Annotated in this window: 26 protein-coding genes and 2 pseudogenes; 20 read left to right on the forward strand and 8 right to left on the reverse strand. The window is 70.1% G+C overall.

Annotated features, from left to right (window positions below; all coding sequences use genetic code 11):
• Positions 1–5: 5 nt before the first annotated feature.
• A complete protein-coding gene (locus ACFY9I_RS01465; protein ID WP_390995008.1) occupies positions 6–221 on the forward strand; it encodes a helix-turn-helix domain-containing protein in 216 nt (71 codons plus the stop codon).
• A gap of 57 nt (positions 222–278) precedes the next feature.
• Here the strand turns inward: ACFY9I_RS01465 and ACFY9I_RS01470 are convergent, their stop codons facing one another.
• Positions 279–1,091: an IclR family transcriptional regulator C-terminal domain-containing protein gene (locus ACFY9I_RS01470; protein ID WP_046915482.1), complete on the reverse strand. Its 813-nt coding sequence runs from the start codon at positions 1,089–1,091 to the stop codon at positions 279–281.
• Positions 1,092–1,211: 120 nt separating this feature from the next.
• Between ACFY9I_RS01470 and ACFY9I_RS01475 the strand changes: the two genes are divergently transcribed.
• From ACFY9I_RS01475 to ACFY9I_RS01520, 10 genes are all read left to right on the forward strand, one after another.
• The gene (locus ACFY9I_RS01475) at positions 1,212–3,287 is read left to right on the forward strand and encodes an acetoacetate--CoA ligase (RefSeq protein ID WP_390995010.1); all 2,076 of its coding nucleotides are present in this window, start codon (positions 1,212–1,214) and stop codon (positions 3,285–3,287) included.
• Between the two features lie 60 nt (positions 3,288–3,347).
• Positions 3,348–5,168 carry a PEP-utilizing enzyme gene (locus ACFY9I_RS01480; RefSeq protein WP_390995012.1) on the forward strand — a complete coding sequence of 607 codons (1,821 nt, stop codon included), beginning with the start codon at positions 3,348–3,350 and terminating at the stop codon, positions 5,166–5,168.
• A gap of 17 nt (positions 5,169–5,185) precedes the next feature.
• A complete protein-coding gene (locus ACFY9I_RS01485) occupies positions 5,186–6,286 on the forward strand; it encodes a PEP/pyruvate-binding domain-containing protein (RefSeq protein ID WP_390995014.1) in 1,101 nt (366 codons plus the stop codon).
• Positions 6,283–6,777, forward strand: a complete 495-nt coding sequence (locus tag ACFY9I_RS01490) for a biotin/lipoyl-containing protein (protein ID WP_390995016.1) — start codon at positions 6,283–6,285, stop codon at positions 6,775–6,777. Before ACFY9I_RS01485 ends, ACFY9I_RS01490 begins: the two co-directional genes overlap by 4 nt.
• Complete coding sequence (locus ACFY9I_RS01495) at positions 6,774–8,138, forward strand: acetyl-CoA carboxylase biotin carboxylase subunit (RefSeq protein ID WP_390995018.1); 1,365 nt, start codon at positions 6,774–6,776, stop codon at positions 8,136–8,138. Before ACFY9I_RS01490 ends, ACFY9I_RS01495 begins: the two co-directional genes overlap by 4 nt.
• Positions 8,131–9,606 (forward strand): biotin carboxyl carrier protein, encoded by a 1,476-nt coding sequence (locus ACFY9I_RS01500; RefSeq protein WP_390995019.1) that lies wholly within the window; start codon positions 8,131–8,133, stop codon positions 9,604–9,606. Before ACFY9I_RS01495 ends, ACFY9I_RS01500 begins: the two co-directional genes overlap by 8 nt.
• A complete protein-coding gene (locus ACFY9I_RS01505) occupies positions 9,587–10,519 on the forward strand; it encodes an HAD family hydrolase (RefSeq protein WP_390995022.1) in 933 nt (310 codons plus the stop codon). The genes ACFY9I_RS01500 and ACFY9I_RS01505 overlap by 20 nt, the downstream gene beginning before the upstream one ends.
• Complete coding sequence (locus ACFY9I_RS01510) at positions 10,516–11,124, forward strand: biotin transporter BioY (RefSeq protein WP_390995025.1); 609 nt, start codon at positions 10,516–10,518, stop codon at positions 11,122–11,124. The genes ACFY9I_RS01505 and ACFY9I_RS01510 overlap by 4 nt, the downstream gene beginning before the upstream one ends.
• Before the next feature lie 401 nt (positions 11,125–11,525).
• On the forward strand, positions 11,526–11,696 hold the full coding sequence (locus ACFY9I_RS01515; RefSeq protein WP_390995028.1) for a hypothetical protein: 171 nt from the start codon (positions 11,526–11,528) through the stop codon (positions 11,694–11,696).
• 280 nt (positions 11,697–11,976) lie between these two features.
• Positions 11,977–12,318, forward strand: a complete 342-nt coding sequence (locus ACFY9I_RS01520) for a hypothetical protein (RefSeq protein WP_390995030.1) — start codon at positions 11,977–11,979, stop codon at positions 12,316–12,318.
• A gap of 211 nt (positions 12,319–12,529) precedes the next feature.
• Here the strand turns inward: ACFY9I_RS01520 and ACFY9I_RS01525 are convergent.
• The 3 genes and pseudogenes from ACFY9I_RS01525 to ACFY9I_RS01535 all read right to left on the reverse strand — a co-directional run.
• Positions 12,530–12,820 (reverse strand): annotated as a pseudogene (locus tag ACFY9I_RS01525) (IS1380 family transposase); the annotation flags it as partial.
• A gap of 236 nt (positions 12,821–13,056) precedes the next feature.
• Positions 13,057–14,508, reverse strand: a complete 1,452-nt coding sequence (locus ACFY9I_RS01530; protein ID WP_390995032.1) for an NAD(P)-binding domain-containing protein — start codon at positions 14,506–14,508, stop codon at positions 13,057–13,059.
• Positions 14,505–15,449, reverse strand: a complete 945-nt coding sequence (locus ACFY9I_RS01535; RefSeq protein WP_390995035.1) for a patatin-like phospholipase family protein — start codon at positions 15,447–15,449, stop codon at positions 14,505–14,507. The genes ACFY9I_RS01530 and ACFY9I_RS01535 overlap by 4 nt, the downstream gene beginning before the upstream one ends.
• A 58-nt stretch (positions 15,450–15,507) precedes the next feature.
• On the opposite strand from ACFY9I_RS01535, the gene ACFY9I_RS01540 reads away from it, so the two are divergent.
• A complete protein-coding gene (locus ACFY9I_RS01540) occupies positions 15,508–16,095 on the forward strand; it encodes a TetR family transcriptional regulator (RefSeq protein WP_390995038.1) in 588 nt (195 codons plus the stop codon).
• Positions 16,096–16,177: 82 nt separating this feature from the next.
• Here the strand turns inward: ACFY9I_RS01540 and ACFY9I_RS01545 are convergent, their stop codons facing one another.
• Together ACFY9I_RS01545 and ACFY9I_RS01550 are read right to left on the reverse strand one after the other, a co-directional pair.
• The gene (locus ACFY9I_RS01545) at positions 16,178–16,378 is read right to left on the reverse strand and encodes a tautomerase family protein (protein ID WP_229913816.1); all 201 of its coding nucleotides are present in this window, start codon (positions 16,376–16,378) and stop codon (positions 16,178–16,180) included.
• A 326-nt stretch (positions 16,379–16,704) separates the two neighbouring features.
• Positions 16,705–17,394 (reverse strand): annotated as a pseudogene (locus ACFY9I_RS01550) (metallophosphoesterase); the annotation flags it as partial.
• 217 nt (positions 17,395–17,611) lie between these two features.
• Here ACFY9I_RS01550 and ACFY9I_RS01555 point away from each other — a divergent pair.
• The gene (locus ACFY9I_RS01555) at positions 17,612–17,788 is read left to right on the forward strand and encodes a helix-turn-helix domain-containing protein (RefSeq protein WP_390995699.1); all 177 of its coding nucleotides are present in this window, start codon (positions 17,612–17,614) and stop codon (positions 17,786–17,788) included.
• Positions 17,789–17,830: 42 nt separating this feature from the next.
• Here ACFY9I_RS01555 and ACFY9I_RS01560 read toward each other — a convergent pair whose 3' ends face one another.
• Positions 17,831–18,343, reverse strand: a complete 513-nt coding sequence (locus tag ACFY9I_RS01560; RefSeq protein ID WP_046915892.1) for a 2,4'-dihydroxyacetophenone dioxygenase family protein — start codon at positions 18,341–18,343, stop codon at positions 17,831–17,833.
• Between the two features lie 149 nt (positions 18,344–18,492).
• Between ACFY9I_RS01560 and ACFY9I_RS01565 the strand changes: the two genes are divergently transcribed.
• On the forward strand, positions 18,493–19,449 hold the full coding sequence (locus tag ACFY9I_RS01565) for a helix-turn-helix domain-containing protein (protein WP_390995041.1): 957 nt from the start codon (positions 18,493–18,495) through the stop codon (positions 19,447–19,449).
• 283 nt (positions 19,450–19,732) lie between these two features.
• Here ACFY9I_RS01565 and ACFY9I_RS01570 read toward each other — a convergent pair whose 3' ends face one another.
• Positions 19,733–20,386: an aldehyde dehydrogenase family protein gene (locus ACFY9I_RS01570; protein ID WP_390995044.1), complete on the reverse strand. Its 654-nt coding sequence runs from the start codon at positions 20,384–20,386 to the stop codon at positions 19,733–19,735.
• A gap of 282 nt (positions 20,387–20,668) precedes the next feature.
• Here ACFY9I_RS01570 and ACFY9I_RS01575 point away from each other — a divergent pair, with 282 nt between their 5' ends.
• The 6 genes from ACFY9I_RS01575 to ACFY9I_RS01600 all read left to right on the forward strand — a co-directional run bounded on the left by ACFY9I_RS01575 (position 20,669) and on the right by ACFY9I_RS01600 (position 25,035).
• Positions 20,669–21,571 (forward strand): alpha/beta fold hydrolase, encoded by a 903-nt coding sequence (locus ACFY9I_RS01575; protein ID WP_390995047.1) that lies wholly within the window; start codon positions 20,669–20,671, stop codon positions 21,569–21,571.
• A 37-nt stretch (positions 21,572–21,608) separates the two neighbouring features.
• Positions 21,609–22,493: a short-chain dehydrogenase/reductase gene (locus tag ACFY9I_RS01580; protein WP_390995050.1), complete on the forward strand. Its 885-nt coding sequence runs from the start codon at positions 21,609–21,611 to the stop codon at positions 22,491–22,493.
• Positions 22,494–22,499: 6 nt separating this feature from the next.
• On the forward strand, positions 22,500–23,381 hold the full coding sequence (locus ACFY9I_RS01585; RefSeq protein ID WP_390995053.1) for an SDR family NAD(P)-dependent oxidoreductase: 882 nt from the start codon (positions 22,500–22,502) through the stop codon (positions 23,379–23,381).
• A 68-nt stretch (positions 23,382–23,449) separates the two neighbouring features.
• A complete protein-coding gene (locus tag ACFY9I_RS01590) occupies positions 23,450–24,064 on the forward strand; it encodes a TetR family transcriptional regulator (protein WP_390995057.1) in 615 nt (204 codons plus the stop codon).
• Between the two features lie 28 nt (positions 24,065–24,092).
• Positions 24,093–24,392, forward strand: coding sequence for an alpha-L-rhamnosidase C-terminal domain-containing protein (locus ACFY9I_RS01595; protein WP_229914557.1), 300 nt, complete (start codon positions 24,093–24,095; stop codon positions 24,390–24,392).
• A 343-nt stretch (positions 24,393–24,735) separates the two neighbouring features.
• Positions 24,736–25,035 (forward strand): alpha/beta hydrolase fold domain-containing protein, encoded by a 300-nt coding sequence (locus ACFY9I_RS01600; RefSeq protein WP_390995702.1) that lies wholly within the window; start codon positions 24,736–24,738, stop codon positions 25,033–25,035.
• The last annotated feature ends 184 nt before the right edge of the window (positions 25,036–25,219 follow it).

The following is a 25,219-nucleotide window of genomic DNA, read 5'->3' on the forward strand; positions in this document are numbered from 1 at the left end:
ACAGGGTGCTGCTGCTGTTCGGGGCGCAGCAGCGGATCGACATCGCCGCCAGGCTGCCCGCCGACCCGGTCCAGACGGGCCGGAGTGTCACGGACATCGCCTACGCGGTCGGCGTCAAGGACGCCTCACACTTCGCCCGCGCCTCAAAGAGCCGCCACTGCGTCAGCCCGCGTGAGTATCGCAGGGACCACTCGGCTGCTCCACAGGGGCCTGGCGCATAGCCTTTCCGGTGGCTGGTGGAGAATGGAAGACGGCGTATGGTCTCTTTTTCCTCGTCTTCAGATCTCGTCGCCGCCGGGCCCGTGTCGTTGCGGGACGGCCGCCGAAGCCCGCTCTTCGATCCGGTGCACTGCGGCCCGCAGGTCGTCCAGGTGGCGCCGCGCCACTTCCTGCGCGGACATGACCGTCTTGCGCCAGGTCACGTTGACGCATCCCAGGACCTCCCCGTGCAGGCGGATCGGTACGGCGATCGAGTTGCGACCGTCGAAGTCGTACTCCGGTGCGCGCACGCTGTATCCGCGGGACCGGGTGGTCGCCAGCAGACGCCGCAGCCAGCCCGGGTCGTGGGCGTATGCGTTGCCCGGAGCGTCGTGCTCGCGCAGGCGGCGCAGGACCGCCTCCCGCTCCCGCTCGGCGCAGAAGGCGATGTAGGCCCGGCCCGAGGCGCCGAGCAGCATGTGCGATCGGAAGCCGATGGGCGCGACGGGGACGACCTCGTCGAAGTACGCCTTGGGGCTGTTGGTGTCGATCGTCTCCATGTAGTCCAGCCGGGGCACGGTCAGCACGGACGGCCACATCACGCGCTCGCACAGCTCCTCCAGGACCGACGACGCCAGCTCGCCGAGCCACTCGACGTCGTTGTACGGGGCTCTCTGGGGTCTGAGGCTTGCGACGAACGCCCCGTCGGCGAGCCGCTGCCAGACCAGGCCCTGCTGGTTGCAGGTATGGAGGATGCGGATCAGGGTGGCTTTGGGGATGCCGGTGACCTGGTGCAGGTCGTGCAGGCTGGCGGCACGCATCTCCTCCAGGGCCTTCAGCACCTGTAGGCCACGCTCGAGAGAGCTGATCGTTTTCACCTGGTACTGCCGCATGAGACGACCCTCACCTGCGGAGATGGAGAGCGGATTTCACCAGGTGAAAAGCTAGCAGGGAACTGTTGCTCGCGTCCCGGCTCGTCGGGGACCGTTCCTCCACTGACGCGAGGAGGCGACATGACCGTCGAGGCAGCAGGGGGCTTCCCTGCCACTGGTCGGGCACACGGCGCAGCCGGCAGGGCCGCCGTGGTGGCCGAAGGCGAGCTGCTGTGGACGCCCGGCCCGCGGCGGGTCGCGGAGGCCAATGTCACGCGGTTCGCGGACTGGCTGTCCCGGGAACGGGGGCTGCGGTTCGACGGCTACGACGAGCTGTGGAACTGGTCCGTCACCGACCTGGGGGGATTCTGGGGCGCCCTGTGGGACTACTTCGGCATTCGGTCGACGACCCCGTACTCCTCCGTGCTCGACGGCCGGGACATGCCGGGGGCGCGGTGGTTTCCCGGGGCGCGGCTGAACTACGCCGAGCACGTCCTGCGAAACGAACGGTCGGGTGCCGACGCCGTGGTGTTCGGCTCCGAGAGCGCCGCTCCCGTCGGCCTTCCGTGGGAGGACTTCGCGGGCCGGGTACGCATCCTGGCGACCCGGCTGCGCGCGCTCGGCGTACGCCCCGGCGACCGGGTCTGCGGATATCTGCCGAACGTGCCCCAGGCCGCGATCGCGATGCTCGCGACAACGGCCGTCGGGGCCGTATGGGCGAGCGCTTCCCCCGACTTCGGGTCGCGAGGCGTCATCGACCGGTTCGGCCAGCTCAGGCCGAAGGTCCTCTTCTGCGTCGACGGCTACCGCTACGGCGGAAAGACCTTCGACCGCCGGGACGAGGTGCGCCGCATCGCCGACGCGCTTCCCGGCCTGGAGCAGGTGATCCACCTTCCCGTCCTCGACGACGGGGACGACGAGCCGCCGGCCGTCGGCGGCCTGCGCTGGGACGAGGTCCTCGACCACCCGCCCGTTCCCGCCGAAGACTTCGAATTCGAGCACGTTCCCTTCGACCACCCGCTGTGGGTGCTCTTCTCCTCCGGTACGACGGGACTGCCCAAGGCGATCATCCACGGGCACGGCGGCATCCTGCTGGAGCAGCTGAAGCTGCAGACCTTCCACATGGACCTGCGCGAGGGCGACCGGCCGCTCTTCTTCACCACCACCGGCTGGATGATGTGGAACTTCCTGATCAGCTCCCTGCTGGTCGGCGCCTGCCCAGTGCTCTACGACGGCAACCCCGCCCACCCGGAGCCGGACGTGCTGTGGCGGATCGCGCAGGACACCCGGACCACCTTCTTCGGCGCCAGCCCCGCCTACGTCGACCTCATGACCAAGGCCGGCATCGCCCCCGGCGAACGCTACGACCTGTCCGCCCTGCGCACGGTCATGCCCGCCGGCTCACCAGTGTCGCCCCAGTGCACCGCCTGGTTCTACGGCAACGTCAAGGCGGACCTGTGGATCGCCACCGGCAGCGGCGGCACCGACTGCTGCACCGGCTTCGTCGGCGGAGTGCCCACCCTGCCCGTGTACGCCGGCGAAATGCAGGCCCGCTCGCTGGGTGTCGCCGCGTACGCCTACGACGAACACGGCCGCCAGGTCGTGGACGAGGTCGGCGAGCTGGTGATCACGGAGCCGCTGCCGTCCATGCCGGTCACGTTCTGGGGCCCGGACGGGGACGAGCGGTACCGCCGTACGTACTTCGAGGACTTCCCGGGCGCCTGGCGACACGGCGACTTCTTCAAGGTCAACGCTCGCGGCGGCTGCTTCGTACTCGGCCGCGCCGACGCCACCCTCAACCGGCAGGGCGTGCGCATCGGCACCGCGGAGATCTACCGGGTCGTCGAAGCCCTCGACCAGGTCACGGGAGCCCTGGTGGTCAGCCTCGACCTGCCGGACGAGAAGTTCTTCATGCCGCTGTTCGTCGCCCTGACCGACGGTGTCACCCTCGACGCCGGCCTCCGGCAGACGATCCGGGACCGACTCCGCCGCGAGTACAGCCCCCGCCACGTACCGGACCGCATCATCCAGGTCCCGGCCGTCCCGACCACCCTGACCGGCAAGAAGCTCGAGGTGCCGGCGCGCCGCATCCTGCTCGGCACCCCCGTCGAACAGGCGGCCGACCCGAGCGCGGTCGCCGACCCGCGCGCGCTCGACGCCCTCGCCCGCTACGCCCGTACCCAGCGCGACTACCCCCTGGCCACCGCCACCGTCTGAGCCGCACCACCCTCGGATCCCCGCTCCCTACCGCCTGAGCCGCACACCCTGGAGAGCCCCGTGAACGATGCCAGACCCGCCCCCCGCTTCCCACTGCCCTCGGAACTGACCGACGTCGCGGGCGCCCAAGGCTGGGCGTCGATGTACCCGTACTACACCCGGTTCCAGCCCGGGGACGACCAGCGGTTCTGGTTCTACAACGCGATGCACTTCCCCGAGCCGATGCCCGCGTTCGACGCCATCACCGCCGAGGCGCCCTACACCGCTATCGGCGCGAACACCGCGCGCATGTTCGTCTTCCCCACCACGCTCGGCATCGAGCACCGCATCGTCAACGGCCGGGTCTACATCACCGCCAATCCGGTCACCGACCCCGAGGAGATCCAGCACAGGCTCGCGGAGTTCAGTGAGCGGGCGGGGTACTACTACGAGAACTGGGACGAGCTCTACCAGGGCTGGGTCGCGCGCATCACCGCGCTGATCGACGAGGTGCAACGGATCGAGGTGCCCCGGCTGCCCGAGTTCGAGGACCCGGAGGTCGTGTTCCAGGCCAAGGGTGTGGCCCAGAACCACTACGTCCGGGAGAACTACCACCGGCTGATCGACCTGTACTCCAAGATGTGGCACCACCACTCCGAGTTCCTGATGCTCGGCTACGGCGCCTACGTCGTGTTCTTCGAGTTCTGCAAGACGTCGTTCCCGGAGATCCCCGACCAGGACGTGGCCCGCATGGTCGCGGGGATCGACGTCATCCTCTACCGCCCGGACGACGAGCTGAAGAAGCTGGCGAAGCTGGCGGTCGAGTACGGCGTCGACGATCTCTTCGTCGAGGGCTGCGAGCCGGACAAGGTGCTGGCCGCGCTCGCCGCCCGCGGGGACGGCGGCCGGAGCTGGCTGGAGGCGATGGACGCCGTGCGCGAGCCGTGGTTCAACATGTCGACCGGCGCCGGTTTCTACCATCACCACCGCAGCTGGAACGACGACCTCACGGTGCCGTTCGCGGCGCTGCCCGGCTATGTCGACCAGGCCAGGAGGGGCGAGCTGCTCGACCGCCCCACCGAACAGCTCACGGCCGAGCGCGAGCGCATCGCCCAGGAGTACCGCTCCCTGCTGGCCGGAGAGGAGGAGCAGGCCGCCTTCGACCAGATGCTGGGCCTGGCCCGGGTGGTCTTCCCCTTCGTCGAGGACCACAACTTCTACTGCGAGCACTACTTCACCACCAAGTTCTTCGCCAAGGTCCGCGAGTTCGGTGAGCTGCTCCATGACCACGGGGTCCTGGCCGACGCCGAGGACGTCTTCCAGCTGAACCACACCGAGGTCGGCCAGGCCCTGACCGACGTGATGCTCGCCTGGGCGGCCGGGAGCAAGCCGGTGGGCTCGGCACACGTGCGCGAGACGGTCGCTGAGCGCAAGCGGATGCTGGAAGCCCTCGCGGGCTGGTCCCCGCCGCCCGCGCTGGGACCGGTCCCCGAGGTACTCAACGACCCGGCGGTCCGCATGCTGTGGGGCATCACCGCCGAGACCATCCAGGCCTGGTCCACACCGACCGCGGACGGCGATCACGAGGTGCGCGGCTTCGCCGCCTCGCCGGGCGTCGTCGAGGGCACCGCCCGGGTGCTGCTCAGCGCCAACGACATCGGCCAGGTCCGGGAGGGCGAGGTGCTGGTCTGTCCGGTGACCGCGCCCAGCTGGGGCCCGGTCTTCGGCAAGATCGCGGCCGCCGTCTCGGACATCGGCGGCACCATGTCGCACGCGGCGATCGTGGCCCGTGAGTACGGGCTGCCCGCCGTCGTCGGCACCGGCCACGCCACCAAGCGGATCACCACCGGCCAGCGGCTGCGCGTGGACGGCGACCGCGGCATCGTCACCATCCTCGACTGAGCATGGGGAGCACGACAATGAACACCTCACCCCATGTCCGCCGGTTCGCGGAACTGCGGCTGTCGGACCGGCCCACGGTCGGCGGCAAGGGCGCCAGCCTCGGTGAACTCACCTTCGCCGGCGCCCCCGTACCGCCCGGCTACGTCGTCACCACCACGGCCTTCGAGGCCTTCCTCGCCGCCCTCGACCCGGACGGCGAGATCCGCACCGCCATCGAGGCGCTGGACTCCGAGGAAACCGAGGCGATCACCCGCGTGGTCACACCTGTCAGGGAGCGCATCGAGGCGGCCGAACTGCCCGAAGTGGTGGCGGCGGCGATCCGCGGCCACTACCGCGACCTGGACAGCGAGTCCGACACCCCGGGTGAGCCCGCCCCCGTCGCCGTACGCTCCAGCGCCACCAGCGAAGACGCGGAGGACGCCAGCTTCGCCGGCCTCCAGGACACCTACCTGTGGGTGCGCGGCGAGGACGCCCTCGTCGAGAACGTCCGCCGCTGCTGGGCCAGCCTCTACAGCGTCGAGTCGGTCAGCTACCGGCGTCGCCTCGGCCTGCCGGAACACGACCTCGCCATGGCCGTCGTCGTCCAGCGCATGATCGACCCGCGCTGCGCCGGCGTCATGTTCACCCGCAGCCCGCTCACCGGCGACCGCTCGGTCGTCGCCCTGGAAGCGTCCTGGGGCCTGGGGTCCGCTCTCGTCAGCGGTGACGTGACACCCGACAAGTACGTGGTCGGCAAGGTCACCGGAGACATCTGCTCCCGCACCGTCTCGGCGAAGCTGCGACAGCACCGGATGGACCCGAGCGGCTCCGGGGTGCTGGAGGAGGACGTACCGGAATACCTCCGGGACGAACCCTGTCTGTCCGACGAGGAGATCCACGAACTCGTGACGCTCGGCCGCCAGGTCGAGTCCCACTACGGGGCACCACAGGACATCGAGTGGGCGATCTCCCGCAACCTCGCCCCCGGCCACAACATCTACCTGCTCCAAAGCCGCCCCGAGACCGTCTGGGCGAGCAGGGAGAAGGCCCCGGTGGCCTCGCCGAAGGCCAGGGCGTTCGACCACGTACTGTCGCTGCTCGGCGGCGCGGGCTCCGGCCCCGGTGGGAGTACGAAGTGAACCTGACCGGCGAGGACGTCCAGGACATCCTGCGGATCATCGACGGCATGGAGGTCGACCGCCTCCATCTGCGCACGGGTCGGTTCGAACTGTCGCTTTGCCGTGGCGACGACGGCGCGTGGACACAGTCCGCGCGCACGACAGCCGAACCGGTGCTGGTCGATGGCCGTGAAGTACCCGCGGTCCAGGGCGTGGCAGCTGCGGACGAGCAGACTGAGCCCGCCCGCGAGGGTCTGACCGGGGTCCGTACACCTTTGCCCGGTGCCTTCTACCGGGCGCCGAAACCCGGCGCGGCCCCCTTCGTCGAGATCGGGGACGAGGTCACCGAGACCACGGTCGTCGGGATCGTCGAGACGATGAAACTGATGAACTCCGTGTACGCGGAGGTCTCCGGCACAGTGGCCGAAATCGTCTTGGGGGACGGCGAGTTCGCCGAGCAGGGTGCCGTGCTCATGTTCATCGACACACTGGCGACAGGGGTGGCGCCGTGATCCTGCGACGCGTTCTGATCGCCAACCGGGGTGAGATCGCCCTGCGCATCATCCGTACGTGCAGGCGGCTCGGCATCGAGGCGGTGCTCGCCGCCTCCGACGCCGACCTCGACTCCGTACCGGCACGGCTGGCCGACCGGGTGGTGCGCCTCGGCCCCGCCCCGCCCTCGGCCAGCTACCTGGACGTGGACGCCGTCCTCACGGCGGCGAAAACCGCCGGCGCCGACGCCATCCATCCCGGGTACGGCTTCCTCTCCGAGAACCAGCGGCTGGCCCGGGCCTGCACCGAGGCCGGCATCGTCTTCATCGGCCCCACGGTGGAACAACTCGCCTCAGTGGGCGACAAGTTGGAGGCCCGTCGGCATGCCGTGGCGGCCGGGCTGCCAGTGGTACCCGGCGGGCCGCTGGAGGACACCGCCGACGCGGCCCGGCTTGCCGCGGAGATCGGCTACCCCCTGCTGATCAAGGCGGTCGGCGGGGGCGGCGGCCGGGGCATGAAGCAGGTGCACGATCCGGCGGACCTGGCCGCCACCGTCGACCTGGCCGTCGCCGAGGCGGGCGCCGCCTTCGGTGACCCCCGCGTCTACCTCGAACGCTTCGTCGCCACCGGGCGGCATGTGGAGGTCCAGCTCATCGCGGACGGCGAGAACGTCGTCCACCTCGGCACCCGCGACTGCTCCGTGCAGCGCCGCTACCAGAAGCTGATCGAAGAGGCGCCCGCGCCCGCTCTCGACCCGGTCCTGCGCGAGGAGATCCACCGTGCCGCGGTGGCCCTCGGCAAGCATCTGGAGTACCGGGGCCTGGGCACGGTCGAGTTCCTGGTCGACGTCGACCGGGGCACCTTCTACTTCCTGGAGATGAACGCCCGCATCCAGGTCGAGCACCCGGTCACCGAGGCCATCACCGGACTCGATCTCGTCGCGGAGCAACTCGCCGTCGCCGAGGGGCGATCGCTCTCCTTCGGACAGGCGGACGTGTGCTTCACGGGACACGCCATCGAGTGCCGGATCAACGCCGAGGACTGGGCCCGCGACTTCCAGCCAAGCCCCGGCACTGTGACCGAGGCGGTCTGGCCACTCGGTGACGGCATCCGGATCGACACACACCTCCAGGCGGGCGCGAGCGTACCGCCGTACTACGACTCGCTGCTCGCGAAACTGATCGTCCACGGCCGGGACCGCGCCGACGCGCTGGCACGGCTGCGCGCCGCACTGGCCCGGTGTGCGGTCGCCGGGGTCAGCACCAACATCCCGCTGCACCATGAGGTGCTGGCACAGGCCGAGTTCGCCGAGGGTGGCGTGGACACCGCCTGGTTCACCCGCTTTCTGCGGGACCTTCCAGTAGGGAGCAGCCGTGGCTGACATCCAGCTCGTCGACGTGTCGCTGCGCGACGGCAACCAGAGCCTGTGGAGCGCCACCGGACTCGACACCGGCAAGATCCTCCAGATCGCGCCAGTCTTGGACCGGGTCGGCTTCCGCGCCCTCGACTACACCTCCAGCACCCACATGGGCATGGCGGTGCGCACCCACCGCGAGGACCCATGGGAGCGGATACGGCTGACGCACCGCGCCATGCCCAACACCCCTCTGCAGTTCATCGGCACCGGGCTGCGCTTCATCTCCTGGGAGGCCGCCCACCCCGAGTTCATGCAACTGGTCTACGACCGGCTGGTGGCCAACGGGGTCACCCGCTACGTCGTCCTGGACCCGATGCACGACATGGACGCCGTACGCGAGTCCGCCCGCATGATCCGAGCAGCTGGGGCCACCGAGATCGTCGGAGCACTGACCTTCACTGTCAGCGACGTCCACGACGACGCCCACTACGCCTCGCTCGCGGCGCAGATGGCCGACTGCCCGGACATCGACCGGGTCTACATCAAGGATCCTGGGGGGCTGCTGACGTCGGAACGCGCCGCCACACTGATCCCGGCAGTCCTGGGCAAGCTCGTCGGCGCACCGCTGGAGCTGCACTCCCACTGCACGATCGGTCTGCCGGGCCTGACCTACCTCAAGGCCGCCGACCTGGGCGTACAGGCCCTTCAGGTGGCCTGCGGGGCTCTTGCGGGCGGCACGTCCCTGCCCAACGCCCAGCAGGTCGTGGCCAATCTGCGCGAAATCGGCCACACCGTGGACGTCGACGACCGGCTGCTGAGCGTGGTCGCCGACTACTTCGACGGCATGGCGGCGGCCGAGGGGCTGCCCGTCGGTGGCCCCCGGGACTACGACGCCGCGTTCATGCGCCACCAGGTCGCAGGCGGCGTCATGACCACCCTGCACCGGCAGCTCGACGAACTCGGTTTCAGCGACCGCTTCGACGCGGTCATCGAGGAGGTGACCCGCGTCCGCGCCGAACTCGGCCACCCCATCATGGTCACCCCGTTCCCGCAGATGGTGTGCACCCAGGCCCTCTACAACGTCATCGGCACCGAACGCTACGAGAACGTCTCCGACCCGGTGATCCGGTACGTGCTGGGCAGTTTCGGCCGCCCCACCGCCCCCGTGGACCCGCAGGTCGCCGACCGCATCCTGGGCCGGCCACGAGCGAAGGAACTCGCCGCCGAACCGCCCCCGCCCACCGTCGCAGAACTGCGCCGGCGCCTCCCCCGCGGCATCAGCGACGAGGAACTGCTCCTACGGGCCACCATGCCCGCCGAGCAGGTGGACGCCATGGTGGCCGCCGGTCCGGCCCGACGGCACTACAACCCCGACGTCAAACCGGTGCTCGACCTGCTCCAAGGCCTACGGACACGCCCGGCGACACCCGAACTGATCATCGACCGGCCCGACTTCCGACTGGAGCTGCACCGTGACCGCCGACCCGTCTGACGAGGCTGCCGCCTGCGCAACCGCCGAAACGGCTGATGAGATCGACGACCTGACTGGCCCTCTGGGGGCCGTCCGGGGCGTCGTCTTCGACATGGATGGCACGCTGGTCCTGGGCGACCGACGCAACCACCGGCTCACTCCCCTCCCCGGAGCCCTGGAAGTCACGGCCGACCTCACCGCCCGCGGCCTGCCCTGGGTCACCTTCACCAACGGCACCACGCGCACTCCGTCGGCCTACGCCGAGACGCTGCGCCGCATCGGGTTCGACCTGCCGGACGACGCCATGCTCACTCCGGCGACCAGCGCCGTCGACCACTTCCTGGCCATGGGACACCGCAGCGCGCTGGTGCTCGGCGGCGACGGCCTGAAGGAGCCGCTTCGCCAAGCCGGCATCGAGATCGTCGAGCCCAAGGGCAAGCCGGAAGCCGACGCCGTGCTCGTCGGCTGGTACCGCGAGTTCACGATGGACGACCTGGAAGCCGCCTGCCACGCCGTCTTCGGAGGCGCCACCCTCTACAGCAGCTCACAGTCGGTGTTCTTCGCCAGCGCCGACGGTCGAGCACTGGGCACGTCCCGGGCCATCTGCGCCATGATCAGCAGTGTCACGGGCGTGACCGAACAGGTCGTGGGCAAGCCCTCACTCACCGGCCTGCGCTGCGCCGCGCGCCGACTGGGCGTCGCCCCGCAACACCTCGCCGTCGTCGGAGACGACCCGGAACTGGAGATGGCGATGGCCCGGCGTGCCGGGGCTCTCGGCATCGCGGTGACCACCGGCATCCACACGGCGAACCACTTCGCCACTCTGCCGACGGAGCAGCGCCCGCATCTCACCGTCGAGGGTGTGGGCGGGCTGACCACCCTGTTGCCCGCCCTGAACTCCCACCCCATCGAGAACGGACCCGTACCGACATGACCACCACGACCGCCTCCCTGCGACCGAGCGCCCATCCCGGAGTCCTTGCCGACCTAGTCCCCGGATCCGCCCTCCTGCGGAACACGCTTCTCGTCGTCGGCGGCGCGGGCCTCACCGGCCTCTGCGCCCAGGTCTCCCTGCACACCCCGCTCAGCCCCGTGCCCTTCACCCTGCAGACCCTCGCGGTCCTGCTGGTCGGCACCGCGCTCGGTACCGTTCGCGGGGCGGCGGCCATGCTGGTCTATCTCGCCGCCGGCGCCGCCGGAGTGCCCTGGTTCGCCAACCACACCCATGGCCTGGGCGGCCCCAGCTTCGGCTATGTCGTCGGTTTCGTCCTCGCCGCCGCCCTCGTCGGCGAACTCGCCCGCCGCGGCAACGACCGAGGCATCCTGGGAACCGTCGGGATGATGACGCTGGGCAATGCAGTCATCTACCTGGCGGGAACCGTGTGGCTGGCCATGGACCTGCACCTCGGCGCCCAACAGGCCATCGCTTTGGGAGTCACCCCGTTCCTCATCACCGACGCGCTCAAGACCGCCCTGGCGGCAGGACTGCTGCCACTCGTCTGGCGAGGCGTGGCGTCGACAGCGGCCTCTGAAGAGTGAAAACGCCGGTGCTCGTATGAGGTTCCTGGTGCGGCCAGAGCCGCGGCCGCCGCGCGCTGCGCAAGGCGCCTGGCCGGTTCCGGCCGGTGGTCAGCGGGTGTGGCGACGGACCGCGTCCAGGAGCTGGCCGAGGTCTTCGGGGGTGTGAGAAAAGGAGGTGACGAGGCGGACGATGCCCGGCGCCCAGTGGTCGTGGTAGAAGGTGTAACCCTCCGCGAGAAGCCCCCCTCCCAGCCTGGCGCTCGCGGACGAGGACCTCGCCCAAGACCGCGTCCCGGCCCTTACCCGTCACTACGAACTCGTCCTCGCCCACCGCTCGATCACGGCTCCCACGGCCGCGCACAGGGACCCCTGCCACATTGCTGAGCGAGCCCCTCGATGTCGCCTTATCTCCTGGCCATGTGCTGGCGTCCAAGCCGCTGCTTACGCTGCGGGACGTGGCGGCCCAGCCGTGGATCACAGTGCACGACGGCTTCCCGCTGATGTCGATCATCGAGGCCATCGCCGGCGTCCCGGACCGTCGGCTCGACATCGTCCACCACATCAACGAATGCACGACGGCCTCGCGCTGATGTCCCGTCGGACGCTCGGCCGCACACCGACGTCGTCCTCAAGCCGCTCGGCAAAATACATGCTCGACGCAACATCGACGTCTGGCGCGATCCTCGGCGCCCTAACCGGCGGCATCGCCACCTGTGTGACCACTCGCTCCAGTCTGAGGCTGACCCTTGAGCAGGCCCGGGCGGCGTCTTCCTGGAGGTCCAGGGCATCGAGCAGGGGCTGGATGTTCACGCTGCCGCCGCCTGCGCCGGGCGCCAGGTGGGGGCGTTCGCGCCGGTGAGGCGTCGGGTCATGACGTGGGACGCGGCGGACGAGATCGACAAGGGGCCCACGCCGGACCCGGCCGGCGTGGCCGGAACCATCCCGCTCAACATGCCGCGCGCCGAGGTGCACAAGCGCCTCTGTACCGCCCGGAATTACGTCGACCTGGCGATCAAGCACGAGACGGCCGGACGCCCGCTCAGTGCGCAGCATGCGCTGCACCAGGTTCTTCCGGAACTTGTGCCTGACGCGGACGGCACGCAGGAGGAGGCCGAACGCCTCGCGAGGACCGTCCGCTCGGGAGGTACGGCCGCCACCGGACTCGGGCTCGCCGCCGGGCTCGTCACCCCCACCCGGGCCTGGGGAGACTGACACCATGTCAGTCTGGTAGTCACTTGTGACAGGGGAATCGATCTTGATGCCAGTCCTCTCAAGCCGAGCGGGTAGCAAAGGCACAACGCGGACTCAGCGATCTCCTTGTCTGCGCAGTCGCGGAATGGTGATCACCATGCGACGAAGGTGTACTCAGTCAGTCTGAGAAAGACGCAACGCCTGTGCTTGCAGATCAGACGCCAGTGTGTCGAAGTCCAGCTTTTGCGCGCGTGCCCTTCGGCTCGGTGATGGTCTCGCCGCCGTCGGCGAGCATCACGGCGAGATCGACCGCAACCCGGCCCGGGTCGTGGCCGGTGCCGCGCGGGCGCAGCCTGCGCAGAGCGGTGGTGAAGGCGCTGGTCAGGCCGGTGGCATCAGTGATTTCGGCCAGCAGACGCGATCCGGCGTGGCTGACCACCCCGCGCCCATCGGCCGTGACGGCAAGTCGGGGACGTGACGCGGTAGCGAGCACGCAGAAAGCGCCTTCCCCTGCGGACGACAGAAGCCTTAGACAAGCCCTATCGTCCCAGGTCAGAAGGCACTTTCGCTTTCCCGATCAAGATCCGGACACCACCCCAGGCGAAACGCGCAGGTTAGGACTCCTGCTGGGCGAAAACAGCAGGGGTGACCCGCGCGGGACGGCGCGGAACACGCAGACGAAGATCAGTGGCCCCAGCCACACCGCAGCGCAGGCCCCCGCCCCCTCCGGACGCTGTTGGCACGATGAGTTCTCTCGGCTCAGGAAGCGGTGAAGTCCTGCGGCTCAAAGCGACCGACCTCGGCGCGAAGCCGGTCGGTGGACCAAGGCCAGCTGAAGCTGTTGCGGCCGTTGGCGTCGAGGTAGTAGCTCCTGCACCCACCGGCGTTGTAGACAGTGCCGGCCAGCGCGGTCTGCAGCCGGGCGTTGTGCGCGGCCTGCACGTCGCCGCGTACCTCCAGCACCGCCCAACTCTCCTCCCGTGCGGCCTTGATGGCGCCCAGAACGAGGTCGAGCTGTGCCTCCAGAATGGCGAACGCCGACGAGTGCCCGGTGCCCAGGCCGGGGCCGAGGAGCAGGAAGGCGTTGGGGAAGCCCGCGACTACGGTGCCGAGGTACGCCTCGGGAGAGCCCTGCCAGCGGTCGGCGAGCGAGTGGCCGGCTCCGTCTCGGACGAGGCCCGCGAGCGGCGTGTCGAGGATGTGGAAGCCGGTGCCGAGGATGATCGCGTCCACCTCGGCGGCGCTGCCGTCGGCGCCGTGCACGGTGTTGCCTTCCACGGCGTGCACCGCGGCGGCGTGCACATCGACATTCGGTCGCCTCAGCGCGGGGTAGTAGTGGTTGGAGAACAGGATGCGCTTGCAGCCGATGGTGTAGTCGGGGGTCAGCTTGCGGCGCAGTTCGGCGTCGCGGACCGTGGCCCGCAGGTGGGCCCGTGCGATGGCCTGGACGCCACGCATCAGCCCGGGACGCCGGAATCCACGTCCGAGCGCCTCCATGGCCCGGTACTCCAGCCCTGCCACCGCGGCTCGCGCGCCCGGCAGGTGGCGCATCGCCCACCGTTCGGCCTTCGGTATGTGATGGTCCAGCTTGGGCAGCACCCACTGGGCGGTGCGCTGGAACACATGCAAGCGGGCGACGTCGGGGGCGATCGCCGGGACGAACTGCACGGCCGAGGCGCCGGTGCCGAACACCGCGACGCGCTTGCCGCGCAGGTCGTAGTCGTGGTTCCAGCGCGCGGAGTGGAACACCTCGCCGGGGAAACCGTCGAGGCCGGGGACGTCCGGGACGAGAGGCTCGTTCCACGGGCCGGCGCCGGCGATCAGGAACCGGGCGGTGAACTCACCGGCGTCGGTACGGACGAGCCAGCGGGCCTGGCCGGGCTGCCATCGCGCTTCGGTCATACGCACCCCGAACCGGGTGTGTTCGCGCAGCCGGTACGTGTCGGCGACCCGCCTCACGTACGTGAGGATCTCCGGCTGGCGCGCGTACACCCGCGTCCAGTCCGGGTTCGGAGCGAAGGAGTAGCTGTAGAGGCGGGACGGTACGTCGCACTGGCAGCCGGGATAGGTGTTCGCCCGCCACGTGCCGCCGAAGTCGTCGGCCGCCTCGATGATCAGGAAGTCCCGGATACCGGCGCCGCGGAGCCTGGCCCCGGCGCCAACCCCGGAGATGCCGGCGCCGACGACGATGACCTCGACGTGTGTGCTCATGCCGCAATGCTCCTGTCGATGGCTCGCTTGACGCGGTCGGGTGCGGTGCGCAGGGAGACGTCGAGCGTGGCCGCACGCCGCCGCGGGTCCATGAAGTTGGCCCCCATCACGGCCAGTTCCTCCACCCCGGGCTCGATCCGGACGACGCGGCATCCGGCCGCACGCAAGAGGCGTTCTTCGGCGTCGACGGTCCGGGTCATCCAGCGGCGCAGGAGCCGTTCGAAACGGCTCAGGCCGGTGGCGGGTGCGCCCCCGGAGGTCGACATGGGAGCGACGATCACCACCTCGTCCAGCCCTAGGGGTACGAGGAGGTCCGCCGAGGTGGGGGACACGGCGCCTCCGTCGAGGTAGGTCCGCCCGTCGATCCGCACCGGCGGGAACCAGCCCGGGATCGCCCAGGACGCGGCGATCGCGCTGCCCAGGTCCGCGGCCGGAGCTCCCGGCGCGCCGAACGCGACCCGCCGGCCCGAGCGCGCGTCGGCCGCAACCAGCCAGGTGTGCGTGGAATCCGGCCACGGGCGGCCCTCCGCCAGCGCGGCACCGAATCGGTGCAGCCAACGCGCATCACCCCGGCCGCGCGGCAGCAGCCCCACCAGCCCCGAGCCCGGCGAGACCCGGCCGCGTACGGCAGCGGTCACCAGCCCCGACCCCGGCAGCCCGGGCCACGGGAGGGGAGGCAGTGCACCCGGGTGGGCGTGGACGTGTCCGAGTAGCAAGGGGTCCGCGCCAGTCTCTCCCCGTACCGCCGCGAGCAGGTCGGACACGGACCGCCCGGAGCCGAGAGCGGACACGACTTCTGCCCCGGCGGACGTCCCCACCGACACCTCGGCGGTCCGCACGTCCCAGTCCAGCTCCGCTTCCACCGCGGTGAGCGCGGCGACCGTCCAGGCGAAGCCGAGCGTGCCGCCGCACCCGACCACCAGTGCACGCCGTGGCGCCACAGATCCCCCTGGAATTCAGATATCAATGGAATCTGGAAGCTAGCGGTATTCTGCAGGCGTGGCAAGACTGACCCGGGCCGAGAGCCAGGCCCGCACCCGCGACCACGTCCTCGACACCGCGCACGACCTCTTCCTGCACGATGGCTTCACGAAGACATCCATCGAGCGGGTCGCGGAGGCCGCCGGCTACTCGAAGGGCGCGGTGTACTCCAACTTCGCGACCAAGAACGAGCTTTGTCTGGCCGTCCTGGACCGCATTGCACTGCGGCAAGTGGCGTACATCGCCGCGGAGATGGGAGACGCGCCCCGCCTGGAGGACAGGCTCGCGGGTTTCGCCCGGTGGGCCGAGCAGCACATTGGCGACAGCTCGTGGACCGCACTGGAAGTCGAGTTCGCCACCGCCAACCGCCGCGACGCACACGTCTGCGAACAGCTCGCCCACCGACGGCGCGCCGTCACCGAGGCCCTCGCGGACCTCATCCGGGCTCAGATGCAGGAACTGGGCGTCACGCCCCACATGCCCGCGGACACCGCCGCCTTCGTCCTTCTCAGTCTCGGGATCGGCATCGGCGTCCAGCGCGCGTTCGACCCCACCGTCCCCGTACAGCCGCTCGTGGACCTGCTCCGTCAGGTCATGACCGACTGACCCCGCCCCGGATCAGGGCAGGCACCCGGGCTCGCGCCGGGTGCCTGATGCGAGCGTGCGCCGAGACAGCGGACTCATGTCCTCAGTCCGTGGCGAGTCCCGCGACCTCGGTGTAGCGCATGATCGTGCCGCCTGCTCCCCAGGTCCCGTCCGGCTGCTCATGGATGAGCACCCACACCCGGAGCGCCTGGTCCGCGCCGAGCCCCGCGGCGGCCAGCACCAGTTCCGTCGCTTCTCCGACCAGACCTGGGCGCCGCTCGTCATCGAGGACCCCGAACGGCACGGTGACGTCGACCTGGAAGCGCGGGCGTCATCGGCTGCGGTGCCAGCGCCCCGGCAGGCAACATTGCAGGTAGGACTACAGCAGGGAACGGAATATCTCCCGGTCGGGTGCGCCCTCCCCACGTGAGCAGGGCACGCGCCAGGTCCCGTTGGATGCTCGCCGCGCCTTCCTCGGTCAGCGCACCCACGGGCACAGTGAGATCGATCTGGGACATAGCCCTTCCTCTCTCTTCCGCCAGGTCCTCGGCGAGACGAGCCTGGTCACCTGTCGACGCCGCACCCCGGCTCGAGGACACCTCCCAGCGGATGTGTTGGGCCGCCTGGGTGCTACGGCGTGGGCCGGTGTGGGGAGCGGAGCACGAGCAGGGTGATCTCGCTGGGGGCGAAGACGCGGAACGGCGGGCCCCAGAAGCCGGTGCCGCGGCTGGTGTAGAAGAGGGTGCGGGTGCCGTGGTGACTGAGGCCGGCGAGGGCGCGCTGGTCGGTGCGGACCAGGTGGTGGAAGGGCCAGATCTGGCCGCCGTGGGTGTGGCCGGAGAGTAAAAGGTCGATGCCTGCGGCTGCCGCCCGGTCGACTAACTTGGGCTGGTGCGCCAAGAGCAGGACGGGTAGATCGGGGTCGGCGCCGTGCAGGGCTCCGGCGAGGTGAGCGCCGTGGCATGCCAGGCCGGAGGACTCGGCGGTGACGTCGTCCACGCCGGCGACCACGAGGGTGTCGCCTCCGCGTTCGAGCAGCAGATGACGGTTGCGGAGTGGCTCCCAGCCCAGCTCGTCCATCAGGTCGACCCAGCCCTGGGCCTCGCTGCAGTACTCGTGGTTGCCGGTGACGTACACCCGGGCCCGGGTGACCCGCACGGTACCGAGTGGGGTGGCCTGGGCACAGCGGCGTCCGGCCGTGCCGTCCGCGATGTCGCTGGTGTGGCAGACCAGGTCGGCTTTCAGGGTGTTCACCGTCTCGCATACGCGTGCCGACCAGCGAGCGCGATCGAGTGGGCCGTAGTGGGTGTCGGTGATGAGGTGCCCAGGAGCGCGCCTGCCAGCCTGGGATTCGCCGAACCAGCTTTCTGGGCCAACCGGACAGCGAGGCGAACTCGCGCCCTGACCTGCCCCTGCGGGCATGTGACTTGCTGATCGGTGGGCCGACCGGGAAACGACATCGACGGCTTCCGCCGCAGCCACCTGGGCCTCACCCAGCGCATGCTTCCTGCACGCCGATGCCGAGACCCGCCAGACCCTGGACACCTACCTCCGTGAGCAATGCAGCATTACGCGCACCGCCGAGCGGCTCTTCACTCACCGCAACACCGTGCTGCGCCGCCTGACCCCCGCCGACGACCTGCTGCCCCGCCGCCTTGCCGACAACGTCACCGCCGTCGCCGCCGCCCCCGAAGTGATCCGCTGGCGCGGTTGACCGGGTGCGTCGTCGGCGAGGGTCGGGAAAGCATCGGCGTGCTTAGAGATAGAGACGTTCGTTGATCTTCAGACCGTTCTCCCGGCAGTAGTTCTCGTAGTGATCGATGAACCAGAACACGTCCACCGTCTCCATCACGCGGTCCTCCTCGTCGAGGAACTCCAGCGGACCGTTGAGCCAGAACATCGTCTTCATCCCGTGCTCGGAGTAGAGGGTATGGCTGCGCCCCGGGCTCTCCCGGACGAAGTCCCCGGGCTTCCCGACCCAGTCGTACTCCAGGTAGCGCCAGCTGCCTTCGAGGACGTAGCCGGAGACCGGGCCACGATGCCGGTGGCGGCCCAGCGTGCCGCCCTCCTGCACCCACAGCACGTTGGCGGCGCTGCTGCCGCGGACATCAAAGGTGAGGTGCTTGATGAACACGTTGGGCACGAACGGCACCCACGGGCTGCTGTCCTCGCTGATGTACCCCTCCTCCAAGGCGTACTTGTCCCGCATGCGGTCCACGCGCGCCTCGGTCGCGACGTACTGCGCCATGATCTCTTCGGACGTAGTCATGTCACCTTGCCTCATTGCCTGGGTGGGTCTGTGGGTGCGAACGTACGGTCCGACCTGCGGCGGGGGCTTGACTGAGGCCGCACGGTTACTTGAACCTGAGCGCACCCACGACCGGGTCCCCGGAAGGTGCGCAGTGAGGTGGCACCGGTATGACGCTCGACTTCTCCACGGCGCCACTCGAAGGCCGAGCTCGGCTCGACTACTGGCGTGAGGTGGTCTGCACGACGTTCGTCCAGTACGAGATGGACGTGCCGCAGCCCACGTCCGCCGGGTTCCGGGGCAGGGTCACGGCCCAGACGCTCGGAGACCTGGGCGTCGCGAGGGTGGTCTCCGACCCCCACACGGTGTTCCGGTCCCCGACGCTGATCCGGAGATCGGGCGAGGACGACCTCCTGGTCAACCTGGCCGTCCAGGGCTGTGTGACGGTCTCCCAGCAGGAGCGGGACGCGGTCTTGCGCCCAGGCGACTTCACCGTCTACGACAGTGCCCGGCCCTGCCGTATCGTCTGCGCCGACCCGTTCGAACTGCTGGTGCTGAAGGTGCCCAGGCCGCTGTTCGACGCGCACTGCCCGCTGGCGCGGGACGCGATGGCGACCACGGTGCCGGGCGACCACGGGGTGGGCGCGCTCTTCGCGCCCTTCTTCCACTCTCTGACCGCCCACTCCGCCGGTCTGTCTCCCGACGCGAGGGCACGGATCGGTGCCACGCTGCTGGATCTGCTGGCCACAGCTCTGTCCGAGCGAACCGATTCAGGCGCCCGGCTCGGCGTACCCAGAGCAGCCCATATGGACCGCGCCCGCCGGTACATCATCGACCACATCGCCGACCCCGACCTGTCGCCCGCCATGGTCGCCCGGGCGCTGGGAATCTCCGTCCGCTACCTGCACGCGATCTTCAGAGCCGAGGACACCTCACCGTCTCGCTGGATCCTGCAACAGCGGATCGACAGGGCCGCCGGGCTGCTCGCCGACCCGGGCCGGGCGGGCCGCAGTGTCACGGACATCGCCTACGCCGTCGGCTTCAAGGACGCCTCGCACTTCACCCGCGCCTTCAAGGACCGCCACGGGTTCAGCCCGCGCGAGTACCGCAGAAGGCTCGCGGGCTGAGCCAGGTGGGAACGATCGCCGGCCGGCGCTTGCACGGTCGGATGACAGTGATGACCATGGTGGCCACCCGCTGTCAGGCGCTTGCCTCGGCCGCCTCTTCGATCAGGTCGGCGACCGGTCCGGGGTTGGCTTCGACACCCCCGAGCTACCGCGAGGCCCTGCCTTCATGCGCCGACTTGATCGGTAAGCGGATGGCTTCTAAGGCCGCACAGAAGCCGGAGACCGGCAAGAACCGGGTTGAGGCCGTCGACGAACTCAAACACCACCGCAGGGTCTACCCGGGTCACCGTCCTCTTGCGCGGCCCTCGCATTCCGTAGCGGCGCATGGAAGGACGAGTTCGCCCCTGCTGAGTCGTCGACCTTCCTCGCGAAGGGCCGCAAACCGGGTGGATGGACGAGTCACGGCATCCCGGTGGCACAGACCCGGTCGGGTCCGAATTTCAACGGCGACCCCGGTGATGGCCTGGTCGATCCCGGCTGTAAGTTCCGGAGCCAGCAGCGCGGAGCCGACCATCCCGTCGGTGAACCCCTGGGGGCCGGTCTGGGCGGCCACGGTGCGCCGGTAGGTGAACTCGTCGAAGCCGGCCTTGCCGCCGTAGGCGCCTGTGCCGGAGCCTCCCACTCCGCCGAACGGGGCGTTGCTGAGGGAGGCATGCAGGAGGCCGTCGTTGCGGGTGACACCGCCAGAGGTGGTGTCCTGCAGGAAGCGGCGGAAGTCGTCGCCGTCCTCGCCGTACCAATACGCCGCCAGAGCGGCCGGACGGTCGTTGATGAACGCGATCGCCTCGGCCAGATCGTCGTAGGGGTGGATGGTCAGCACCGGTCCGAAGATCTCCTCGCGGGTGATCTCCGCGTCGTCGGGGACGTCGATCAGCAGCGTCGGCGGGATCAGGCGCGCCTCGCGGGCTGCGTCCCACAAACCCTCGTCCGCCCCCAATAGGGGGCGAGCTTGCGCCGCCCCCTCGGCACGTCAAAGGGCACAGCTCGGCCTGGCCCCGAGCGATCACCTGTCGGACACACCCCGCGCACTCGAACCGTCGGCCGTTCTTCGCCCGGTGCGGCGCTGAAGTAGGGCGTGGCTCAGAACCCAGCGGAGACGTGACGGGTTCGTTGCCGTCGGTTTGCTTTACAGCCCCGCAATGTTGGATTAGCTTCCAACATTGGAAGCAGTTCCAAGTATTCGCGAGCCCAACGATGCGAGCCGTGTTACGGAGGTCCGATGACCGACCGATTGAATGTGACGTTTCCTTCGGGGCCGGACGAGTGTCACGCCTGGCTGTACCTGCCCGAGGGCGGGGGGCGGCGCCCCGTGGTGGTCATGGCACACGGTCTCGGTGGGGTCCGCGAGATGCGGCTGGACGCCTACGCCGAGCGTTTCGCCGCCGCCGGCTACGCGTGCCTGGTGTTCGACTACCGGCACTTCGGGGCCAGCGGCGGTCAGCCGCGACAGCTCCTGAGCATCAGACGACAGCTCCAGGACTGGCGGGCCGCCGTGGCGTACGCGCGCTCCCGGCCGGAGACCGATCCCCGGCGCGTGGTGCTGTGGGGCACCTCTTTCGGCGGCGGCCATGTCCTGGCGACAGCCGCCCAGGACCCGGCCGTCGCCGCCGTCATCGCCCAGGGCCTGTTCACCGATGGTGTCGCCTCTGCCCTGGCGATGCGCCCGGACACCTCGGTGAAGGTGATGGCCCGCGCGGTCCGTGACGTGGTCGGCGCCCGCCTTGGGCGCCCTCCCGTCATGGTCGCGACGGCGGGGCCGCCCGGATCCGCCGCGTTGATGACCGCTGCGGACGCCGAGCCCGGCTACCTGGCCCTCGTGTCCAACGACGCGCCCTTCTCCAACCAGGTTGCGGCGCGGTTCGCCCTGGACATCCTCCGCTACCGGCCGGGCCGCCGGACCGCGAAGATCGCATGCCCGGTGCTGTTCTGCGTATGCGAGCACGACAGCGTGGCCCCCGCGCGGCCGACCCTGCGCCATGCCCGCAGGGCCCCGCGCGGCGAGATCCGCCTCTACCCCGACGGCCACTTCGACATCTACCTCGGCGAGCCCTTCGAACGCGTTGTCACGGACCAGCTCGCCTTCCTGGCGCGGCACGTCCCCCATCGGCTCCGCACCCGGTGAAGCCCCGGGACCCACGACACCCTGAAAGAGGTACGAGATGCTCACCTACCCGATTGCGGGGAAGACCGTCTTCATCACCGGCGCAGCCGGAGGCATCGGTGCGGCCACCGCCCGCACGCTGCACTCGCGCGGAGCCAACGTAGTCCTCGCCGACCGGGGCATCGACGCCACATCGGCCCTCGCCCGCGACCTCGGCGGCGACAGGACACTGGCGCTGTCGGTGGATGTCACCGACAGCGCCGCACTGGCCGACGCGGTGGACCGTACGGTCGACCGGTTCGGCGGCCTGGATGTGGTCTTCGCCAACGCGGGGATCGCGGCCGATCCGCCGGCGACGATCGCCACCATCGACCCGGCCATGTTCGAGCGCGTCGTCGAAGTGGACCTGCTGGGCGTCTGGCGCACCGTTCGCGCCGCACTGCCGCACGTCATCGCGGCGCACAGGCACGTCCTGGTCACCGCTTCGGTGTACGCCTACTTCAACGGTATGACCAACGCCCCCTACGCCATGTCGAAGGCCGGCGTCGAGCAGTTCGGCCGCGCCCTGCGCGCCGAACTCGGCATCCACGGCGCCAGCGCCGGGGTCCTCTACCCCGGCTGGGTCCACACGCCCATCGCTGGAGCAGCCTTCGGAAGCAACGACATCACCACCCGCATGCGCGAGATCGCCTTCCCGTCCCTGCTCGGCAAGGCCATCGCCCCCACGCGCGTCGCGGACGCCGTCGTCCGCGGCATCGAGAACCGCTCGGCCCGTGTCATGGTCCCCCGCAGATGGGTACCGATTTCGGCCCTGCGCGGCGTCCTTAACCCCGTCACCGATCTCATCGCCGAACGCCACCCCGAACTGCGCCGACTTCTGCGCCGACTCGAGGAATCCGCCGGCCCCACAGGCAAGTCCCCGCAGACCGACTCACCGAGGTAGGCAGTCATGACCCGTTACGACCTGGCCGGGCGCACCGTCGTCCTCACTGGCTCCACCGGCGGCCTGGGCGCCGCCCTCGCCCGGGCCCTGCGCGGGCGCGGCGCCAACCTCGCGCTGCTCGACCTCAGCCTCGCGGCCACCACGGCCCAAGCCCAGGACCTGGGAGACGAAACGGTCGCCCGTGGCTGGCACGCCGACGTACGCGACCTCGCCGGCCTGCAGCAAGCCATGGACGAGGCCGCCTCGCACTTCGGGCGCCTCGACATCGTCATCGCAGGCGCCGGGATCGACACCATGGCCCCGATGGCGACCATCGACCCGTCGGCCTACGAACGTGTCATCGACGTCAACCTCAACGGGGTCTGGCGCACCTTCCGTGCGGCTCTGCCCCACGTCGAGGCCCAACGCGGCTATCTCCTCGCGATCTCCTCCATGGCCGCCTTCGTGCACTCTCCGCTCCAGATCTCCTACACCGCGAGCAAGGCCGGCGTGTGGGCGATGTGCGACAGCCTTCGCCTGGAGGTTCGCCACCTGGGTGTCGGTGTCGGCAGCGCCCACCCCACGTTCTTCCGCACTCCGATGATGGACGACGTGACCGCGGACCCGGCCGGGCACGCCCTGTGGGGCGGCAACTCCAAGGGGTTGTGGAAGATGGTGCCGCTGGAGAAGGTCATCGCCGGTATCGTCCGCGGCATCGAGCGCCGTGCGGACCGCGTCGTCGTCCCCAGGTCCCTCACCCTGACCGCGAACGCTCCCGGTCTGTTCCGGCCGATACTCGAACGTGTCGGTTTCCGCCCTCAGACGGTCCAGCGCGCCCACGGCCTCGCCTCGGCGTCGGGCTGGCACGACCCGGCGGTGCATGAGCGCCACCAGGCCGGTTCCCGCTGAATTCCGGGCTGAAGGAAGCGGCCCAGGGGGTCCGGCCGTTTCAAGCACCACGTAAAGTAGCGGAGACCATGACAATCAAGGTCACACGCACGACACGTCGGGCCGCCGCAACCCGTGCGGCCATCGTCGACGCCGCCGAGGAGCTGCTGGCCTCCGGAGGCCCCGACGCGGTCACCTTGGAAGGCATCGCCGAACGCGCGGATGTCGCCGTGCAGACGGTGTACAACCGCGTGGGCGGCCGCGCGGCCGTTCTCATCGCGGTTGCCGAGCGGGCACTCGAGGACAACCGGACCTACATGGACGACGCCTACGCTGCCCCGGGCACCCCCGTGGAACGCATCAGGGCCGCCTCGGCCGCGTACGTCCGCTTCGCCGCCGAGCGCCCACACCAGTTCCGCCTGCTGGCCGAGCCGCCGGACGAACCCGCGGCCCTGGAACGGGTCGCCGCGCTCGTCGACGAGCAGAACGCCAAACTCGCCGCCGCCCTGGCCGACGGGGTGGCCGACGGCTCGCTCGCCGCCGACCTCGATCCCGTCACCACCGCCACCGCGTTGTGGGCTGCCATGAACGGCGTTCTCGGCCTCTCCTGGCGCGCGGACCGACTCCGCGCTGACGCCTCCCACTTGAGGGAACTCGTCGCAGCTGTGGAAAGGGTGGTTCTCCACGGGCTGCTCGCCCGCTGAAGTCCGCCCGGGGCCGTGCCACCGTACGGTGGCCGGCCTGGCTCCCGCCGCGCCGGGATACCGCCGCCTGCGGATCGCTCCCCTTCCGGGTGGCGGTATCACCCAGGCTGGAGCACGTCTGCACACGCCGTACGGCACCGCCGAGGTGTCCTGGGCGCTCTCCGGGCGTGAACTCACCGTGGAGGCCACGTCGTCCCTCCGAACACCACGGCCGACGTTGTCCTGCCGGACGGCAGGGGCGTCATCGAGGTGGGCTCCGGGAGGCACACGTGGACAGTGGCGTTGGGGGCACACACGGTTGAGCAGGCACCGTTGTCCCTGGACATGACGATGGGGGAACTCATGGACCGCGAAGATGCGGTCCGTGTCTTCAAGGACTTGCTCGTCTCGTAAGCCCCCTCGGGGGACAGTGAGGAGCACGACCATGCCCAGCGCCACGTTCGCCCTGATCGATGGGTGGCATCAGGAGTCGGCCCGGACCAACGGCCCCGTGAGCCTCGCGTCGGAACGCGAGGGGTGGACGCGTTCACCGGCATGTACCAGCCATTGGCGGGAGTCGCCCACCCATGAGGAGGTCGCGGAACTCCGGCCCGGATCGTGGCTCCTGACACCGCAAGGCGCCCCGAAGACCTTGTCATCCTCGAACTGCACGGGGGCGGCTTCCGGGTCGGATCCGCTGCCGGGGCGCGCTCCCTGGGCGCTCAAGTGGCGCTGGCCGCAGGCGCGCGCGTGCTGCTTCCCGCGCATACCGTCTCGCGCCCGAGAACCCCTTCCCCGCCGGTCTGGATGACTGCCTGGCGGCCTACGACCTGGCCGCCGAGACGGCTCCGAGGATCGTGGTGGCCGGGGAGTGTGTGCGTCCGCGGTTCGGTGGCGGTCGGCTCGCCGGCGTGGTCCGCTTGATCCCCCGGCTTCGGCAGATGCGGGAAGCCCGTGGTGAACGCCGCATGGTCCGCCCGGCTCTGTGGTGACTTGGCAAGCGTCCGGCTTCGCGGCCGCTGTGGCCCACCTGAGTAACAGCGGCTCGCCCGTGCGGGCCCAGCCCGCCCGTGCCGGCCCTGACGGCGGTGGCGTACGCCGCGGTCCGGCTGACGGCCGGGGCGTGCGCCGTCTCGCGCGGGAGCTCGTCACGCCGGACCGCTCACGGGTCGCCCG

It is taken from the genome of Streptomyces sp. NPDC012510 (assembly GCF_042955065.1).
Taxonomy (GTDB): domain Bacteria; phylum Actinomycetota; class Actinomycetes; order Streptomycetales; family Streptomycetaceae; genus Streptomyces.

Bases quoted from the DNA above. Each gene is read 5' to 3' on its own strand.
- ACFY9I_RS01520 (WP_390995030.1), top strand. From the start codon at position 11,977: ATGACGTGGGACGCGGCGGACGAGATCGACAAGGGGCCCACGCCGGAC.
- ACFY9I_RS01510 (WP_390995025.1), top strand. From the start codon at position 10,516: ATGACCACCACGACCGCCTCCCTGCGACCGAGCGCCCATCCCGGAGTC.
- ACFY9I_RS01575 (WP_390995047.1), top strand. From the start codon at position 20,669: ATGACCGACCGATTGAATGTGACGTTTCCTTCGGGGCCGGACGAGTGT.
- ACFY9I_RS01560 (WP_046915892.1), bottom strand. From the start codon at position 18,343: ATGACTACGTCCGAAGAGATCATGGCGCAGTACGTCGCGACCGAGGCG.
- ACFY9I_RS01470 (WP_046915482.1), bottom strand. From the start codon at position 1,091: ATGCGGCAGTACCAGGTGAAAACGATCAGCTCTCTCGAGCGTGGCCTA.
- ACFY9I_RS01580 (WP_390995050.1), top strand. From the start codon at position 21,609: ATGCTCACCTACCCGATTGCGGGGAAGACCGTCTTCATCACCGGCGCA.
- ACFY9I_RS01475 (WP_390995010.1), top strand. From the start codon at position 1,212: ATGACCGTCGAGGCAGCAGGGGGCTTCCCTGCCACTGGTCGGGCACAC.
- ACFY9I_RS01565 (WP_390995041.1), top strand. From the start codon at position 18,493: ATGACGCTCGACTTCTCCACGGCGCCACTCGAAGGCCGAGCTCGGCTC.
- ACFY9I_RS01485 (WP_390995014.1), top strand. From the start codon at position 5,186: ATGAACACCTCACCCCATGTCCGCCGGTTCGCGGAACTGCGGCTGTCG.
- ACFY9I_RS01585 (WP_390995053.1), top strand. From the start codon at position 22,500: ATGACCCGTTACGACCTGGCCGGGCGCACCGTCGTCCTCACTGGCTCC.
- ACFY9I_RS01590 (WP_390995057.1), top strand. From the start codon at position 23,450: ATGACAATCAAGGTCACACGCACGACACGTCGGGCCGCCGCAACCCGT.
- ACFY9I_RS01530 (WP_390995032.1), bottom strand. From the start codon at position 14,508: ATGAGCACACACGTCGAGGTCATCGTCGTCGGCGCCGGCATCTCCGGG.